Here is a 14,455-nt window from a genome sequence, read left to right as displayed (position 1 = left end):
CGGGGTTGCCGCGCGGCGACCGCCGGCCAAGGATGTCCCGGGTGGAAGCCTCACCCGACACCGACACCAAGGCCGGCGTCCCGCCCGCGGCGGCCCCGCCCGGCGCCGGCCTGACCGGCGCAGAGCCGCCCGCCGCGGAGCCGTTCGACGCGGCACCGGTCGGCGCGGCGCCGGTCGGCGCGGCACCGGTCGGCGCGGCACCGGTCGGCGCGGCACCGGTCGGCGCGGCACCGGTCGGCGTCGACCCGGTTGACCGGAGCCCCGGCCGCCGGGCGGCCCGGCTGGTCACGGAGGTCCTCGCGCCCAGCGTGCTGGTCACCGTCATGCCGCTGGTGGTGGCGGCCCGCGCCACCGGCAGCCTCGGCGGCGTGCTGCGCTGGGGCGGCGCCGCCCTGGTCTTCTGCGCGGTGATCCCGGTCGGCATGGTGCTGTACGGCGTACGCCGGGGCTGGCTGACCGACCGGCACATCGGCGACCACACGCAGCGGCTGCGTCCCCTGGCCCTCGGACTGGCCTCCGTCGCGGTCGGCATCGCGCTGCTGGCCGCCCTCGACGCGCCTCGGCTGCTGGTCGCGCTGATGGTCGCCACCCTCGTCAACGGGGCGGTCGTCACGGCGGTCAACCACTGGTGGAAGCTCAGCGTGCACGCCGCCACCGCCGCCGGTTCGGTGGCCGTCCTCGTCCTGATCCTCGGTCCCGCGCTGCACGCGCTCTGGTCGCTGGTCGTCGCGGTGGCCTGGTCACGGGTGCGCCTGCGCGACCACACGGTGGCCCAGGTGGTCGCCGGGGCGGTCGCCGGCGCCCCGCTCACCGCCGCGACATTCCTCGCGCTGACCTGACCCGGTCGACCGGCGCCACGGGCCGGGCGTGGCGGCGCGCGCCGTGGAGCCGTCGCCCGACCGTCCGCTCGGCGGATGCTGGACCCCGCCGGCCCCGGACGCCTGCGCGGTGCGCTCGCCCGTCGGCATCCGCTGCGCGGTGCGCTCGCCCGTCGGCACCCGCCGCGCGGTGAGCCCGCCCTTCGGCACCCGTGAGCGTGGTCCGTCGGCGCAGGTGTGCCCGCCGCCGGAGGGCCAGCCGGATCCGGCTACGGTGGCGGCATGGGAAAGCCGACCCGTTGGGTGACCGAGACCGGTCCGGAGCACTCGCAGTGGTACATCGACCGGTTCCGCCGGCTGGCCGCCGAGGGGGCGGACCTGGCCGGCGAGGCCCGGCTGGTGGACGCCCTGGTCGCGCCGGGATCCCGGATCCTCGACGCCGGCTCCGGCACCGGCCGGGTGGGCGCGGCGCTGGCCGCCCGGGGGCACGCGGTCGTCGGCGTGGACGCCGACCCGGCGCTGGTGGAAGCCGCCAGCGCCGACCACCCGGGCCCGCGCTGGCTGGTGGCCGACCTGGCCGAGCTGGACCTGGCGGCGGCCGGGGAGCCGGAGCCGTTCGACGCGGTGGTCGTCGCCGGCAACGTGCTGGCCTTCGTGGCCCCCGGCACCGAGCGGGACGTGCTCCGCCGGATCGCCGCCCACCTGCGGCCCGACGGCGTGGTGGCGGTGGGCTTCGGCACCGACCGGGGCTATCCGCTCACCGACTTCGACGCCGACGCCGTCGCCGCCGGGCTGCGGCTGGAGCACCGCTTCGCCACCTGGGACCTGCGCCCCTGGCGCGACGACGCCGACTTCGCCGTCACCGTGCTGCGCCGCCCCGCCGTCTGAGCCCGACCCGCCGCCTGGGCCGCGGCGTCGCCTGAGCGGCTACCGGTCGGGCAGCAGCCGGATCGTGGTGCCGGGGCTTCGCCGGCCGGGTCAGGCTGGGGTGGCGACGACCCGCGCGGCGGCGGGGTCGAGCGTGGCGCCGGCGGGCACCAGGCTGACCAGGCCCGCCGGCAGCCGCAGCGGCCGGACGTCGCGGTAGCCGAGCATCCCGCGCACCTCGCCGCCGGCGAGCACGTACCGCCGTCCCAGGTCGGTCACCACGGAGACCGCGCCGCCGGACGCGCCCGGCGCCGCGACCGATTCGACCACCGCACCCCGGCCCGGCTCCACCACGACGTGGTCCGCGCGCACCCCGCCGCCGGACGCCGGAGGCGGGGTGCGCGGCGCGGCGGCGAGGTCGGGCAGCCCCACACCGATCCTGACCTCGGTCGCGCCGCCGTCGTCACCGACCCGGACGCAGAGCGCGGACCCGTCGGGCGCGGCCAGGCGGGGCGGCGCGGTCGGCGGAGCGGTCGGGCCGGTCGGCGCGAGGTCGGGCAGCTTCGGCAGCGCGGCGAAGCGCCCGAGGGTGATCGGCTCCGGTTCGCCCTGCCCGGTGCGGGCGAGCAGCAGGCCGGCCTGCAACTCGGTGATGCCCGCCAGGCCGTCCCGCAACGCGACGGCGTACTGCCGGCCCCCGCCGGAGTTGCGTACCAGGTAGACGTCGCCGATCCGCGCCCCGGACACCCGCGCCGAGCGTTCCCCCTCGGCGGGCAGGGCCAGCGGGGCCAGGTCGGCGCCCGCGGGCAGGCTGTTGAGCAGCGCTGGCGCTGCCGGGACCGCCCGGGCCCGGGTGGCCGCCAGGGCGGCCAACACCCGGTTGGGGTCGCGCAGCAGGTAGCGACGCTGATGCCAGACCAGGTGCAGCGCGCCGTCGGGGTGGCGCAGCAGCAGCGCGTCCTCGCCGAGCGCCCGACCGCCGTCGCCGGCCACGCCGATCAGCAGCGCCGACCGCGGCGTCGACCGGTTGTCCTCGGTGGCCGCCACGGAGCAGACCGTCCACGGCGCGGTCGACAATCGTCCGGGCGCAGGCAGCGAGTCGGGGGCGTCGGCGATGCCCAGCGGCAGCCCGCGCGGCACCCCGTCGATGGCGCGGCGGGAGACGAGCACGGTCTTCGGTCGGTCCGCGCCGATGATCAGCAGGGCCGACGCGTAGTTGAGCACCGGGTGCAGCTTCTCCTCCCGGTAGACGAAGCGGGCCCCGGACTCCTTCTCGACGATCACCGCGCCCGGGTCGCGCCAGCTGCTGCCCCCGCCGGCAAAGAGGCCGTAGAGGGCGAAACCGCCCAGGACGATGGCCGCGACCAGGACGCTGGCCAGGGCCGCGCCGGCCAACCGCCGGAACGGCGACTGCGCCGGGTCGGTCTCCCGCATCACCAGGGCGGCGACCGCCCGCTGGACGGTGAACTGGTACGAGTGCAGCTGGTCCTGCCGCGACGGCATGGGATCCCTTCCGGTGGTGCGGTCGGGGCACAGGATAAGCGTTCCGTCGATGTCCCGAGGACCCTGCGTCGCGGGGGCCGGGCGGTGCCCCGCGTCCCCGCGTCCCCGCGGGCAGAGTGCTCGATGGGCGACCCCGGGGTGTGCGGGGAACGGCGAGGAGGTGCGTGGCGAGGCGTCGACCCGCGATGACGAGTGCGAGAAGCGCTTCCTCGCCGGGGTGTGGCGCGAGTCCCGGCCCGCCCGGTGTCATCTGACTCCAATGCGACTAGACGACAACAAAAGTCGACGAACCACCTACGCTGACGCCGGGTGAACGTTCGACAGGGACTCATCGGCCAAGGGACGCGCCACGTTCCCGAGCACCCCATGCCACCTGGGATGAGCCCGATTCGACCGAAGGACGGGACGCCGTCATGAATCCGTGGCGACTGGGTCCGTTACCGCTGAAGCCCGCCGGCGCCACCGAACGCGAGTTGCACCGGATGGGCCGACGGTACGCCGTCGCCATGCGCACCACGGCGCTGGGCTGCGTGAGCGCCACTGCGCTGTTCCAGGCCACCCCGGACCGACGCGCGCTGGTCGTGGGCGTGGTCACCGGGCTCGCCGCCTGGAACGTGGCGTACGCCCGCTTCAGCTCCCGGCGTTGGCTGTTGCCCGCGGACACGCTGGTGATCATGCTGCTGTGCCTGACCCAGCGGTGGACCGTGCCGCCGGACGCGGTGACGGACAGCACGAACTGGGTGCTCGCCGTCGTGACGGTTACGGCCATCGCCCACCAGTGGCTCACGACCGTGGCCGGCGGCGTGCTGCTGACCACCGCAATCGTGGTGGCGCACCTGGCCGGGAACGCCCTTGCCATCCCCGGGTCCTGGGCCGGAACCGTTCCGCTCGGCCTGTGGACCTTCGCGGAGGCCGGCCTGTCCAGGGTGCTGTTCCTGCTCGTCCGGGCCGGCGCCCAGCAGGCTGACCGGATCGTTGCGGCCAGCGAACGGGCCCGGCGCGACGCGGCGGTCGCGGCAGCCCGACGTGCCGACGAACGGGAGCACCTGGCGGTACTGCACGACACCGCGGCCGCCACTCTGCTCGCGGTCGGCGCGCGCATGGTCGACGGCACCGAGCCGTGGCTGGCCGAGCAGGCCGCCCGCGACCTGGAGATCCTGGCCGCGCAGCCGGACTTCTCCGACGGCGACACGGACCTGGTGCGGCTGCTCAACCAGGTGGCGGGGCACGCGCCGGTCGCGGTGGAGGTGCGGTCGCCGGCGGCCGTGCCGATGCCGGCGATCCGCGCCACGGCGATCAGCGCGGCGGTTCGGGAGGCGTTGACGAACGTGGCGCGTCACGCCGGCGTCGACACCGCCGAACTGGTGGTGGGGCGGGCCGGGGACCGGATCCTGGTGGAGGTCTCCGACCGGGGCACGGGCTTCGCGCCGGAGGTGGTGCCGCCGCATCGGCGCGGGTTGTCGCAGTCCATAGCGCAACGCGTGGCGCGGGTCGGCGGACGGGCGATCGTGACGCCCCGTCCTGGCGGCGGCACCCTGGTTTCGCTGGAGGTGCCGGATGGCTGAGCCGGTTCCTTACCTGATGGCGGGGAAGCTGCTGCGCGGCCTACGCCTGGCCACGCTGGCGATCGCGGTCACCACGCTGTTCGGTTTCGCCCTGCCGCTGCTGGTCACGAGCTCGGAGACCTACAGCAGCCTGACACGCCAGGCGCTCGCCTTCGCGATCCTCACCGTGGTGGCCGTCGTGGCCGGGGTGCGGATCCTGCGGGATGAGCCGCTCGGCCGGCCCCGCTGGGTCCTGGTGGTGGCGGTGATCGCGGCGGCGGCGCTGGCGACCACCGGAATTCCGGCCGCCGAGCTCATGTCGGAAGAGGAATGGTCCTACGGCGTGATCGGCTGGTTCGGGCTGCTGCTGCTGGTGGACCGCAGCGTCGTAGCCGCGGCAATTTTCCTCGGCGGGTACACCGTCGCGAGCCTCGCGCAGCTGGCACTGGTCGGGCAACGGCACGAAACCGCCGACATGGTCGTCGTCACCGCGATCATGCTCGGTTGCGAGCTGCCGGTCCTGGCCGGCGCCATGGCGCTGCGTGGCCTCGTGGCCACCTCGTCGGCCGCCGCCGCCGGCGCGGAGCGGGTCCGGACCGCCGAGGCCATCGCGGAGCACCTGCATGCCGACCGCCGGTCGAGATGCGCGGACCTCACCGCCATGTCCATACCGCTGCTGGCCGACCTGGCGAACGGTTCGGCAGACCTGGGTGACGAGCGGGTCCGCAGCGCCTACGCCGTGGCGGCGGCGCGACTACGCCGCCTGTTCGCCGAACACGACGAGGCGGCCGATCCGCTGTTGCACGAGCTGCGCGCCTGTCTGGACCTAGCGGAACGCAACGGAGTCGCGATCTACTTCGGGGCGTGTGGGGCCTGGCCGACACCACCGCTGGCGGTGCGTCGCGCGTTGACCGATCCCGCGTTGCGCATCATGGCGTACGCCACGTCGGAGGCACGGGTCACGGTGCGCGGGTCGGCCGCCAGCGTCACGGTGAGTGTGCTCGCCGACCTCTGGGTTGGCGAGCCCGCCGGTATCGATCCACTAGGCGGTGCCGCCGTCCACAGGGGAGTCACCGTCACCCGACTCGTAGACGGGCCGAAGGTGTGGGTAGAGGCCACATGGCGACCGCAGGGCTGAACACGGTGGTGGTCATCGACGACCATCCGGCGATCGTCTCCGGGATCGAGGCGTGGTGCGGCGCGGCCGAACCGCCGGTCCAGGTCATCGACTCCGGCGGAACACCGGCAGTGGCGTGGACGGATCCGGGCCTCTCCGCCGACGTCGTCGTGTTCGACCTACTACTCCACGGGCAGGTCCCCGCGTACCCCGACCTGCGGCGGCTCGTCGACGCCGGCCGTCGAGTGATCGTCTACACCATGCGGGAGGACCGCGACACCATTCTCACGTGCCTCGACCTCGGCGCGTTCACCTGTCTCGCCAAGACGGAGGGGCCCGGTCACCTACTCCACGCGATTCGCGCGGCGGGTCAGGACCTGCCCTACACGTCCCCGTCCATGGCCCGCGCCATCAGCACGGACACCCGGCCCGACCGGCCACGACTCACGCCGAGGGAGATCGACGTGCTGGTCAACTGGTTCGCCTGCGAGTCCAAGGAGATGGTGGCCCGCAAGCTCGGCCTGTCCGTGCGTACGGTGAACAGCTACATCGACCGGGTCCGCATCCGGTATGCCAACGCCGGGCGCCCGGCCTCCACCAAGGCGGCGTTGGTCGCCCGGGCCATTCAGGACGGTCTGGTCCGGCTGGACGAGTTGTAGCGTACCCGACCCGGTTCGTGGGTTGAACGACCGTCACGGCGCCCCCCTGCTCCGCCCTAGCCTTCGAATAAGGGACGAGCGGAAACAACGCCGCAGTCCACCATGACCCGCTCGGAGGAAATAATGGAGAAGCTACGAACCCGCATTCGTTTGACTGCACCACTCCGCACCGGACTTGCGGCGATTGTCGCAGGACTGATCGTGGGACTCGTCGCCGCGACGCCAGCCGCCGCCGCCTCTACTGCAGACCCAGACCAGGCATCCGTGGTTGCGGAAAGGACGCTGATCACCCCCGCGTCGGGTGACGAGGTAGGCACCCTGGCCGCTTGTCGCGTATCGGCGTTCGGCTACGCGGGCTGGGCAAAATGCAACACGATCAAGCTCACCTGCGACTTCAACGCTGACGGCACGTACGACGAGGCATGGGTCATTGCAGACGACCGTACGATCTGGCACACGTGGGCTGGGGCTGGCCGCTGGCACGAGATGCCAAACAACGGCAGGGCCGATAACACCTACGACTGCTACACCTCCAATGGAAACCGGGTCATCGAGGTGTGGGTGAACAACAGTGGCAGGTGGTGGTCCTGGCGTGATGGGGGAACCTGGCGAGGATGGTATCGGGCATAGCTGACCGCCCCCGTACGACAGTCTTCGGTCTCAGGTTCTGCTTGGTCGCTGAACCATCTACCGGATCCCTGCGTATCGACCGGTGATCCCTTCGAGGCCGGGCTCCGTCCTCCGCCGCTCCGGCGGAGGACGAGCTCGACCCGTCAGTCCCCGAGTGCCGACTCAGGGACGCAAGATCAGCCGGATCGGGTTGCCCTGCTTGGTGTGCACCCGCCGCACCGCCTCCTCGGCCTCGGCCAGCGGCAGCACGTCACTGATCGACGCGCTCAGGTCGAGCCGCTTCTGCCGGGCCAGGGACACCAGTTGCTCGACGTGCTCGGACTCCGAGCCGTAGTGGCCGAGCAGCGCCTGCTGGAAGTAGTTGAACGGGCTGTCCGAGGCGATCGTGACCGGCTTGTTGGCGATCCCGGCGAGCACCAGCCGACCCCGGCGGGCGAGCACGGTCAGCGCCTGCTCACGGACCGGAGTCACCCCGGCGAAGTCGAACGCGACGTCGAGCCCCCGCCCGCCGGTCAACTCCAGCACGGCGTCGCGGAACCCGGGGTCGGCCGGGTCGAGCGCCGCGTCGGCGCCCAGCGCCGTCGCCCGGTCCCGCGCCGCCGCCAGCGGCTCCACCGCGATCACCGGGGCCGCGCCCACCAGGCGCAGCAGTTGGACGGCGTGCGCGCCCAGGCCGCCCACGCCCCACACCGCAACCGCCTCCCCGGGCCGGGTGCGCCCGGTGTCCGTCACCGCCGCCCAGGGGGTGGAGACCGCGTCCGGGATGATGCAGGCCTGCTCGAACGGCAGGTCGTCCGGGATCGGCACCACCGTGTCCTCGCGGGCCACGGCGTACTCGGCCCAGCCGCCGTCGTAGTCCACGCCCCGGGTGAACACCGTGCCACGCCGGTCCCGCTCCCCCGCCTGGAGCAGCACCCGCTGGCCCGGCTCCCACCCCTCCACGTCGTCACCGAACGCGTCGACCACCCCGGCGACCTCGTGGCCCAGCGTCACCACGTCGCCTGGCAGGTAGAGCGGCGTGAGGGTGCCGTCGATCAGGTGCACGTCCGACAGGCAGACACCCGCCGCCTCGACCCTGATCCGCACCTGCCCGCGCTCCGGCTCCGGCACCGGCACCGACTCCATCCGCAGCACCCGGTCCGCCACGTGCAGCCGTCCGGCCAGCATGTCCGCCACAGTGCGCGCTCCCTGTCCGGCCCCCGGTCGGCGGCCCTCGACGAGCGCGCATACCCGGCCGGACGGAAGGAATGCGCGCCGGTGGCCGCTCCTCGGGCGCCGCCCGGTAGCATCCGGGCCCGTGGGCGTGCGATTCGAGGAACTGGCCTGGCGGGACACCCCGATCGGCCTCATCAGCCTGCGTCGGCGCCGCGATCCGTCGCTCGACGTCGAGGTGTACGAGGTCAAGCTCGACGACGAGTTCCTGATGTCCAGCCTCTTCCCCGTCGCGGAGATCGAGCTGGCCCGGCTGGGGCTGGCCCCGCTGGCCGGGCGCGACCTCGACGTGGTCGTCGGCGGCCTCGGCCTCGGCTACACCGCCCGCACGGCGCTCTCCGACGAGCGGGTCGGCTCGCTGCTGGTGGTGGAGGCGATCGAGGACGTCATCGACTGGCACCGCCGCGAGTTGCTGCCGTTCGCCGCCGGGCTGGCCGCCGACCCGCGTACCCGTTTCGTGCGGGCCGACTTCTTCGCCGCCGTCGCCGACGGCACCGGCTTCGACCCGCAGGCGCCGGGACGGCGGTTCCACGCCGTGCTCCTCGACGTCGACCACTCGCCACGCAACGTGCTGCACCCCACCCACGCCGCCTTCTACACCCCGGACGGCCTGCGCCGGCTCGCCGCCCACCTGCACCCGGACGGGGTGTTCGCCCTCTGGTCGGACGACCCGCCCGACGCCGCGTTCGAGGAGGCGCTCGCCGCGGTGTTCCGTACCGCGCGGGCCCACGTCGTCCCGTTCGCCAACCCGCTGACCGGCGGGGAGTCGGCCAACACCGTGTACGTCGCCCAGCTCTGACAGGCCACCTGACCAGGCGTTTTCGGGCCGTCCGCGCCGCATGGTGCGGGCCGGACCGGGAAGGCGGGCGGGGGCCGCGCGGCGCGGCCGGAGTCACGGGAGGTGGACATGCGGGCCATGCTCTGGGTCGTCGCCGTCATCGCCGGCACGCTCGTCCTGCTCGGGCTGCTCCTCGAGGCGGTGCGCTGGCTGGTGGTCATCGGCGCGGTGGCGCTGCTCGCGGTCGTCGTGCTGGCGGCGGTCAAGGGGCGACAGGCGATGCACCACTCCGCCGGGCGCCGGTGACGTCGAGCGCGGCGGCCAGCTCCTCGTCGTAAGTCGCGATCGGTCGCCCGTCGGCGGCGTAGGCGACGAGCCGGCCGTGGGCCATGGTCGCCGACCGGAACGAGAACGTCCGGGGCCCCGGATGGGCCGCCAGCAGCGGGATGACCCGGGGGGCGCCGCCGGGGGCGGAGTGGTATTCCAGCCGGGCCACCGCCGGCGACACCACCCCGTTGACCCGGACCTTGGTCTTTTCACGCCGGGTGCCGAAGGTCACCGGGGCGTCGGTGCCGTACGCGGCGCACTGCACCGGGCCCCGGCAGACGAAGAAGTAGCGCGGATTGTCCACGTCGGACAGCGTGTACGCCTTGAACGTCGGGTCGGCGCCGGCCGGCAGCGGCTGCACGGCGAAGAACGCCACGGCCAGCGCGGCGGTGGTGCCCACCCGCAGCCAGCCACGGGCTGCCCGGGGCCGCCGGCCCGTGCCCGCCACGGCCAGTGCCGCCCCGCCGAACCCGGCCAGGCAGAGCACCCCGACGCCGAGCGCCCGGGCGTTCTCGAAGAGGAACTGGATCCCGGGGGTCGTCGAGACCGGGGCCAGCACCACCCCCAGCGAGACCACCATCGCCACCAGCAGCGCGCCGCCGGCCACCCGCCGGGCGATCCCCTCGGCGCCGATCAGCAGCATCGCCGCCAGCACCGGCCAGATCTGGTGGTGGGTCCAGGACACCGGGGACGCGGCGACGGTGGCGCACCCGACGAGCACGGCGGCGTGCCCGGGCCGCCCGTGCGCGGCGAGGTGCCGCGCCCGCAGCAGGGCCACCCCGCAGAGAACGGCCACCAGGGCCGCCCAGAGCAGCGGCAGGGACGCCTCGTCGAGCCCGATCCGCAGCAGCATGCCGTGCACCGACTGGTTGCCGAGCGAGGCGAGGTTGCCGATCCGCGCCGTGTCGCGCATCGCCTCGGTCCAGTACGTCCAGCTCGCCGCCGGCAGGACCGTCGCCCCCAGCGCGGCGCAGCCCAGGAAGGTGACCACGGCCCGCCCGGCGTCCCGGTAGCGTCCGGTGGCGAGGAAGTAGACGACGAACAGCAGCGGGGTCAGTTTGATCGCGGCGGCCACCCCGACGAGCACGCCCCGGAGTCGGGCCGGGACGACGCCCATGCCGTCCAACAGCGCGAGCAGCACGATGAAGATGCTGACCTGGCCGAAGCGGAGGTTGCTCTGCACCGGCGCGGAGAGCATCAGGGCGCAGGCGACGACCGGCACGACGAGGGCCCGCCGGGGCCCGGGGCCGGCGAGCAGGCGGCCCACCGGCACCGCGATGGCGACCACCGCGAGGCAGGTCAGCGCCAGCCAGACGCCCTGCGCGACTCCCTCGGGGACGGCGGCGACCGGCCAGAGCACCAGCGCCGCGAACGGCGGGTAGGTGAACGGCCCGCCGTTCTCGGCGAAGAAGTCGTAGAGCGGCCGGCCGGCGTGCAGGTGCAGCAGCGCGCCCCGGTAGATGTGCAGGTCGGAGAGGCGGTCCGGGCGGAGCGTCACGAGCGCGGACGACCCCGCGGCGACGATGACGAACACCGACCAGAGCACCGCCACCCGCCGATCCCGCATCGTCGGAGTCTACGGCCGGCGCCCGTCCGCCGGGGACCCCGACCAATACCTACGTGACCGTAGGTTACCGTGAAGTAGGCCCTGCGGCTGCTGATCCGGGGGCCGCAGGTGTTCGCCGGCTTCTGGCGCCGCCCGGAGGAGACGGCGGCGGTGCTGCTGCCCGGCGGCTGGCTACACACCGGGGACATCGTGGTGACGGACGCCGACGGCTTCGTCACGGTGGTCGACCGGATCAAGGAGCTGATCATCACCGGCGGGTTCAGCGTCTACCCGTCCGAGGTGGAGGACGCGCTGCGCCGCGTCCCGGGCGTGCGCGACGCCGCGGCGGTCGGCCTGCCCGGCGCGCACGGCGGCGAGAAGGTGGTGGCGACGGTCGTGCCGCACGAGGACGCCGACCTGGACGAGGCCGGCGTCCGGACCGCGTGTCGGCAGCACCTCACCGCGTACAAGGTGCCCCGCCGGGTCGTCCTGGTCGAGGACCTGCCCCGCTCGCAGATCGGCAAGGTCCTGCGCCGCGAGGTGCGCGACCGGCTGCCCGCCGACGGCTGAGGCGGCGGGGCCGGTCGGTCCGCCCGCACCGTCACGCGCAGGTCGGGTGCGGCGGCGGACGGTGGCGCGGGGCGGTCAGAACCAGTCGTCGCGCATCTCCAGCGTGGTCCGGTCGAGGCTGTCCAGCAGGTCGAACTGCGGCCCGGTGCGGGGCAGCTCGTAGCGGAAGAAGTACCGGGCGGCCTGCCGCTTGCCGGCGTGCAGGTCGGCGTCCGGCCCGTCGCCCGGGCCGCCGGCCGCCTCGACGACGAGCAACTGCTCCAGCCACATCCAGGCGATCACCACGTGGCCGACCGCCTCCAGGTAGACGCTCGCGTTGGCCAGCGCCGCCGCCGGATCGCCGGTGCTCCACAACCGCCGGGTGACCAGGGTGATCCGGTCCAGGGCCGCGCCGAGCGGGCCGGCCAGCTCGGCGGCCTCGCCCTCGGCCTTCCACGCCCGGGTGACCGTGGCGCGGACCGTCTCGACCAGCAGCGCGAGCCCGTCCCCGCCGCGCATGGTCACCTTGCGGCCCAGCAGGTCCAGCGCCTGGATGCCGTGGGTGCCCTCGTGGATCGGGTTGAGCCGGTTGTCACGCCAGTGCTGCTCGACGTCGTAGTCGCGGGTGTAGCCGTAGCCCCCGTGCACCTGGATGGCCAGGTCGTTGGCGGCCAGGCACCACTGCGACGGCCAACTCTTCGCGATCGGGGTGAGCACGTCCAGCAGCAGGCGCGCGCGTTCCCGGTCGGCCGCCTCCGGCGCGGTCTTCTCCTCGTCGAGCAGCCGTCCGCAGTAGAGGACGAGCGCCAGCGCGCCCTCCACGTAGCTCTTCTGCGCCAGCAGCATCCGCCGCACGTCGGGGTGGGCGACGATCGGCACCTGCGGCGCGGTGGGGTCCTTGTCGGCGGCCGGGCGGCCCTGCGGCCGCTGGCGGGCGTACGCGAGCGACTTCAGGTAGCCGGTGTAGCCGAGGGCGGTGGCGCCCGCGCCCACCCCGATCCGGGCCTCGTTCATCATGTGGAACATCTGCGGCAGGCCCTGGTGCGGCTCGCCGACCAGGTAGCCGACCGCACCGGGGCGCCCGCCCGGCCGGTGCACGCCCTCGCCGAAGTTCAGCAGCGTGTTGGTGGTGCCCCGGTAGCCCATCTTGTGGTTGAGGCCGACCAGCACCACGTCGTTGCGCGCGTCGGGGGCGCCGTCGGCGTCGAGCAGCACCTTCGGGACGATGAACAGCGAGATGCCCTTCACCCCGGGCGGGCCGCCGGGGATCCGGGCGAGCACCAGGTGGACGATGTTCTCCGACAGCTCGTGGTCGCCGCCGGAGATCCACATCTTGGTGCCGTGCAGCCGGTACGTCCCGTCGTCCTGCGGCTCCGCGCGGGTGGTGATGTCGGCCAGCGAGCTGCCGGCCTGCGGCTCGGACAGGCACATGGTGCCGAAGAACCGGCCCTGCACCATCGGCCGGACCCAGGTGTCGATCTGCTCCGCGCTGCCATGCGCCAGCAACAGGTTGGCGTTGCCGAGGGTCAGGAACGGGTAGGCCGAGGTGCCGATGTTGGCGGCCTGGAACCAGGCGAAGCAGGCGGCCTGCACGACGTGCGGCAACTGCATCCCGCCGATCGAGGCGTCCATGCCGGCGGCCAGCAGGCCGGTCTCGGCGAAGACGTCGAGGGCCTGCTTGACCTGCGGGATGACGTGCACCCGCCGGCCGTCGAAGCTGGGCTCGGTGAGGTCGGCGGCCCGGTTGTGCGGGGCGAACCGCTCGGTGGCCACCCGCTCGGCGAGGTCCAGCACGGCGTCGAAGGTCTCCCGGGAGTGCTCCGCGTAGCGGGGCCGCTCGGTCAGCCGGGTCACCTCCAGCCAGTCGTGCAGCAGGAACCGCAGGTCGCGACGGGAGAGCAGAGTGGACGACACAGGTCTCCTTCCGGCGGCGGTCGCGCCGTCGGCCGCGGCTCGGCCCGGCGGCGCCCTCGCCCAGGTCATCCTGACCGATCCGGCCGGCCGGCGCACCACCCGGCGCCGTGCGCGTCGTACCATCCCGGCACCTCTCGCGGGTCCGGCGGGCGCCGCCAGATGAGGGCGGGCGTTGACGGCGGCGCCGCGGCTGGACCCACTAGGGTGGGCGGGTCAGACCGCGAGCCACCGGAGGACGCCTCGTTGCCCGACGCGCCAGACGCCGAGCCCTACCTCCCCAGCTATGACCCGAAGATCGTGCCCTGGCACCTGACCTGGGCGGAGGTGGAGCCGTCCCGGCAGCCGTTCGATCCGGTCTCCACCCCCGCCGTCGTCCGGTCGCTGCCGCCGGCCGCCACTGTTCCCACCCGACCATCCGGCCGGTCGGGCCGGCCCGAGGTGCACGAATGGGGGCAGCGGCAGGGCATGCGGTGGGCCGACGAGATGAGCTTCGCGATCGTCGGTCACTACGGGCACTGGGCGTCGGGCTGGCGGTGGGGCGTCGGCGAGGCGGACTTCGGCGGCGGCCCCGTCCACGCCTGGTGCTGCCCCGCCGACAGCATGGGTGACCCCGAGCAGACGCTCGACGTGGTCACCGAGGCGCTGGTCGAGTGGCGGGGGTGGCTGGAGGAGCTGGCCGAGCGCTTCGACCGGTTCCTGCCGCTGATCGCCGCCGACCGCGCCGACCCGTCCGCCTGGGAACGGGCGGTGGCGCACCTGGTCACCGTCGTGGTCGACCGGACCTGTGCCGACGGCCCCTGGGAGTGGCACTGCCGGCAGGTGCTCGGCTGGTTCCTCGGCTTGGCGGGCGTACCGTCCGAGCGGCACAAGCCGCTGCTCGACCGGTCGATCGACGGTCGCTTCGACGACTTCCGCACCCCGTCGAACCTGCTGATCCAGGACGTCGCCGAACGATTCGGCCGCGCGGTGACCGGCCGGTGAGCGAGCTTAC

13 protein-coding genes and 1 pseudogene are annotated in these 14,455 nt (G+C 74.1%); 10 read left to right on the top strand and 4 right to left on the bottom strand.

Annotated elements, in window-relative coordinates:
* Positions 1 to 41: 41 nt before the first annotated feature.
* Both AB0G14_RS13295 and AB0G14_RS13290 read left to right on the top strand, forming a co-directional pair.
* Positions 42 to 839: a phosphoesterase PA-phosphatase gene (locus AB0G14_RS13295; RefSeq protein WP_357696889.1), complete on the top strand. Its 798-nt coding sequence runs from the start codon at positions 42 to 44 to the stop codon at positions 837 to 839.
* A gap of 261 nt (positions 840 to 1,100) precedes the next feature.
* On the top strand, positions 1,101 to 1,706 hold the full coding sequence (locus AB0G14_RS13290; protein ID WP_357696887.1) for a class I SAM-dependent methyltransferase: 606 nt from the start codon (positions 1,101 to 1,103) through the stop codon (positions 1,704 to 1,706).
* 90 nt (positions 1,707 to 1,796) lie between these two features.
* On the opposite strand, the gene eccB is transcribed toward AB0G14_RS13290, so the two are convergent.
* On the bottom strand, positions 1,797 to 3,188 hold the full coding sequence (eccB, locus tag AB0G14_RS13285; RefSeq protein WP_357696885.1) for a type VII secretion protein EccB: 1,392 nt from the start codon (positions 3,186 to 3,188) through the stop codon (positions 1,797 to 1,799).
* A 413-nt stretch (positions 3,189 to 3,601) separates the two neighbouring features.
* On the opposite strand from eccB, the gene AB0G14_RS13280 reads away from it, so the two are divergent.
* The 4 genes from AB0G14_RS13280 to AB0G14_RS13265 all read left to right on the top strand — a co-directional run bounded on the left by AB0G14_RS13280 (position 3,602) and on the right by AB0G14_RS13265 (position 7,138).
* Positions 3,602 to 4,753, top strand: a complete 1,152-nt coding sequence (locus AB0G14_RS13280) for an ATP-binding protein (RefSeq protein ID WP_357696883.1) — start codon at positions 3,602 to 3,604, stop codon at positions 4,751 to 4,753.
* Entirely contained in the window at positions 4,746 to 5,870 is a 1,125-nt protein-coding gene (locus tag AB0G14_RS13275; protein ID WP_357696881.1) for a hypothetical protein, read from the top strand. Before AB0G14_RS13280 ends, AB0G14_RS13275 begins: the two co-directional genes overlap by 8 nt.
* On the top strand, positions 5,852 to 6,508 hold the full coding sequence (locus tag AB0G14_RS13270; protein WP_357696879.1) for a response regulator transcription factor: 657 nt from the start codon (positions 5,852 to 5,854) through the stop codon (positions 6,506 to 6,508). Before AB0G14_RS13275 ends, AB0G14_RS13270 begins: the two co-directional genes overlap by 19 nt.
* A gap of 123 nt (positions 6,509 to 6,631) precedes the next feature.
* Complete coding sequence (locus AB0G14_RS13265; RefSeq protein ID WP_357696877.1) at positions 6,632 to 7,138, top strand: hypothetical protein; 507 nt, start codon at positions 6,632 to 6,634, stop codon at positions 7,136 to 7,138.
* Positions 7,139 to 7,300: 162 nt separating this feature from the next.
* Here AB0G14_RS13265 and AB0G14_RS13260 read toward each other — a convergent pair whose 3' ends face one another.
* Entirely contained in the window at positions 7,301 to 8,305 is a 1,005-nt protein-coding gene (locus AB0G14_RS13260; protein ID WP_357696923.1) for a zinc-binding dehydrogenase, read from the bottom strand.
* A gap of 130 nt (positions 8,306 to 8,435) precedes the next feature.
* On the opposite strand from AB0G14_RS13260, the gene AB0G14_RS13255 reads away from it, so the two are divergent.
* Both AB0G14_RS13255 and AB0G14_RS13250 read left to right on the top strand, forming a co-directional pair.
* Positions 8,436 to 9,149, top strand: a complete 714-nt coding sequence (locus AB0G14_RS13255) for a spermidine synthase (protein ID WP_357696875.1) — start codon at positions 8,436 to 8,438, stop codon at positions 9,147 to 9,149.
* Positions 9,150 to 9,257: 108 nt separating this feature from the next.
* Positions 9,258 to 9,434 (top strand): hypothetical protein, encoded by a 177-nt coding sequence (locus AB0G14_RS13250; protein ID WP_357696873.1) that lies wholly within the window; start codon positions 9,258 to 9,260, stop codon positions 9,432 to 9,434.
* Here the strand turns inward: AB0G14_RS13250 and AB0G14_RS13245 are convergent.
* Positions 9,391 to 11,022: a glycosyltransferase 87 family protein gene (locus tag AB0G14_RS13245; RefSeq protein WP_357696871.1), complete on the bottom strand. Its 1,632-nt coding sequence runs from the start codon at positions 11,020 to 11,022 to the stop codon at positions 9,391 to 9,393. The two genes, AB0G14_RS13250 and AB0G14_RS13245, sit on opposite strands and share 44 nt — an antisense overlap.
* 87 nt (positions 11,023 to 11,109) lie before the next feature.
* Here AB0G14_RS13245 and AB0G14_RS13240 point away from each other — a divergent pair.
* Positions 11,110 to 11,571: pseudogene (locus tag AB0G14_RS13240) on the top strand (long-chain fatty acid--CoA ligase); the annotation flags it as partial.
* A 75-nt stretch (positions 11,572 to 11,646) separates the two neighbouring features.
* Here AB0G14_RS13240 and AB0G14_RS13235 read toward each other — a convergent pair.
* Positions 11,647 to 13,464 (bottom strand): acyl-CoA dehydrogenase, encoded by a 1,818-nt coding sequence (locus AB0G14_RS13235; protein WP_357696869.1) that lies wholly within the window; start codon positions 13,462 to 13,464, stop codon positions 11,647 to 11,649.
* Positions 13,465 to 13,707: 243 nt separating this feature from the next.
* On the opposite strand from AB0G14_RS13235, the gene AB0G14_RS13230 reads away from it, so the two are divergent.
* On the top strand, positions 13,708 to 14,445 hold the full coding sequence (locus tag AB0G14_RS13230) for a hypothetical protein (protein WP_357696867.1): 738 nt from the start codon (positions 13,708 to 13,710) through the stop codon (positions 14,443 to 14,445).
* Positions 14,446 to 14,455: the final 10 nt, after the last annotated feature.

It is taken from the genome of Micromonospora sp. NPDC023814 (genome assembly GCF_040639595.1).
GTDB lineage: Bacteria > Actinomycetota > Actinomycetes > Mycobacteriales > Micromonosporaceae > Micromonospora.
This window is presented reverse-complemented; position numbering and strand designations above follow the sequence as displayed.

Coding starts and splice junctions, on each gene's coding strand:
- AB0G14_RS13290 (WP_357696887.1), top strand. CDS start 1,101: ATGGGAAAGCCGACCCGTTGGGTGACCGAGACCGGTCCGGAGCACTCG.
- AB0G14_RS13265 (WP_357696877.1), top strand. CDS start 6,632: ATGGAGAAGCTACGAACCCGCATTCGTTTGACTGCACCACTCCGCACC.
- AB0G14_RS13275 (WP_357696881.1), top strand. CDS start 4,746: ATGGCTGAGCCGGTTCCTTACCTGATGGCGGGGAAGCTGCTGCGCGGC.
- eccB (WP_357696885.1), bottom strand. CDS start 3,188: ATGCCGTCGCGGCAGGACCAGCTGCACTCGTACCAGTTCACCGTCCAG.
- AB0G14_RS13270 (WP_357696879.1), top strand. CDS start 5,852: ATGGCGACCGCAGGGCTGAACACGGTGGTGGTCATCGACGACCATCCG.
- AB0G14_RS13280 (WP_357696883.1), top strand. CDS start 3,602: ATGAATCCGTGGCGACTGGGTCCGTTACCGCTGAAGCCCGCCGGCGCC.
- AB0G14_RS13260 (WP_357696923.1), bottom strand. CDS start 8,305: ATGCTGGCCGGACGGCTGCACGTGGCGGACCGGGTGCTGCGGATGGAG.
- AB0G14_RS13250 (WP_357696873.1), top strand. CDS start 9,258: ATGCGGGCCATGCTCTGGGTCGTCGCCGTCATCGCCGGCACGCTCGTC.
- AB0G14_RS13245 (WP_357696871.1), bottom strand. CDS start 11,022: ATGCGGGATCGGCGGGTGGCGGTGCTCTGGTCGGTGTTCGTCATCGTC.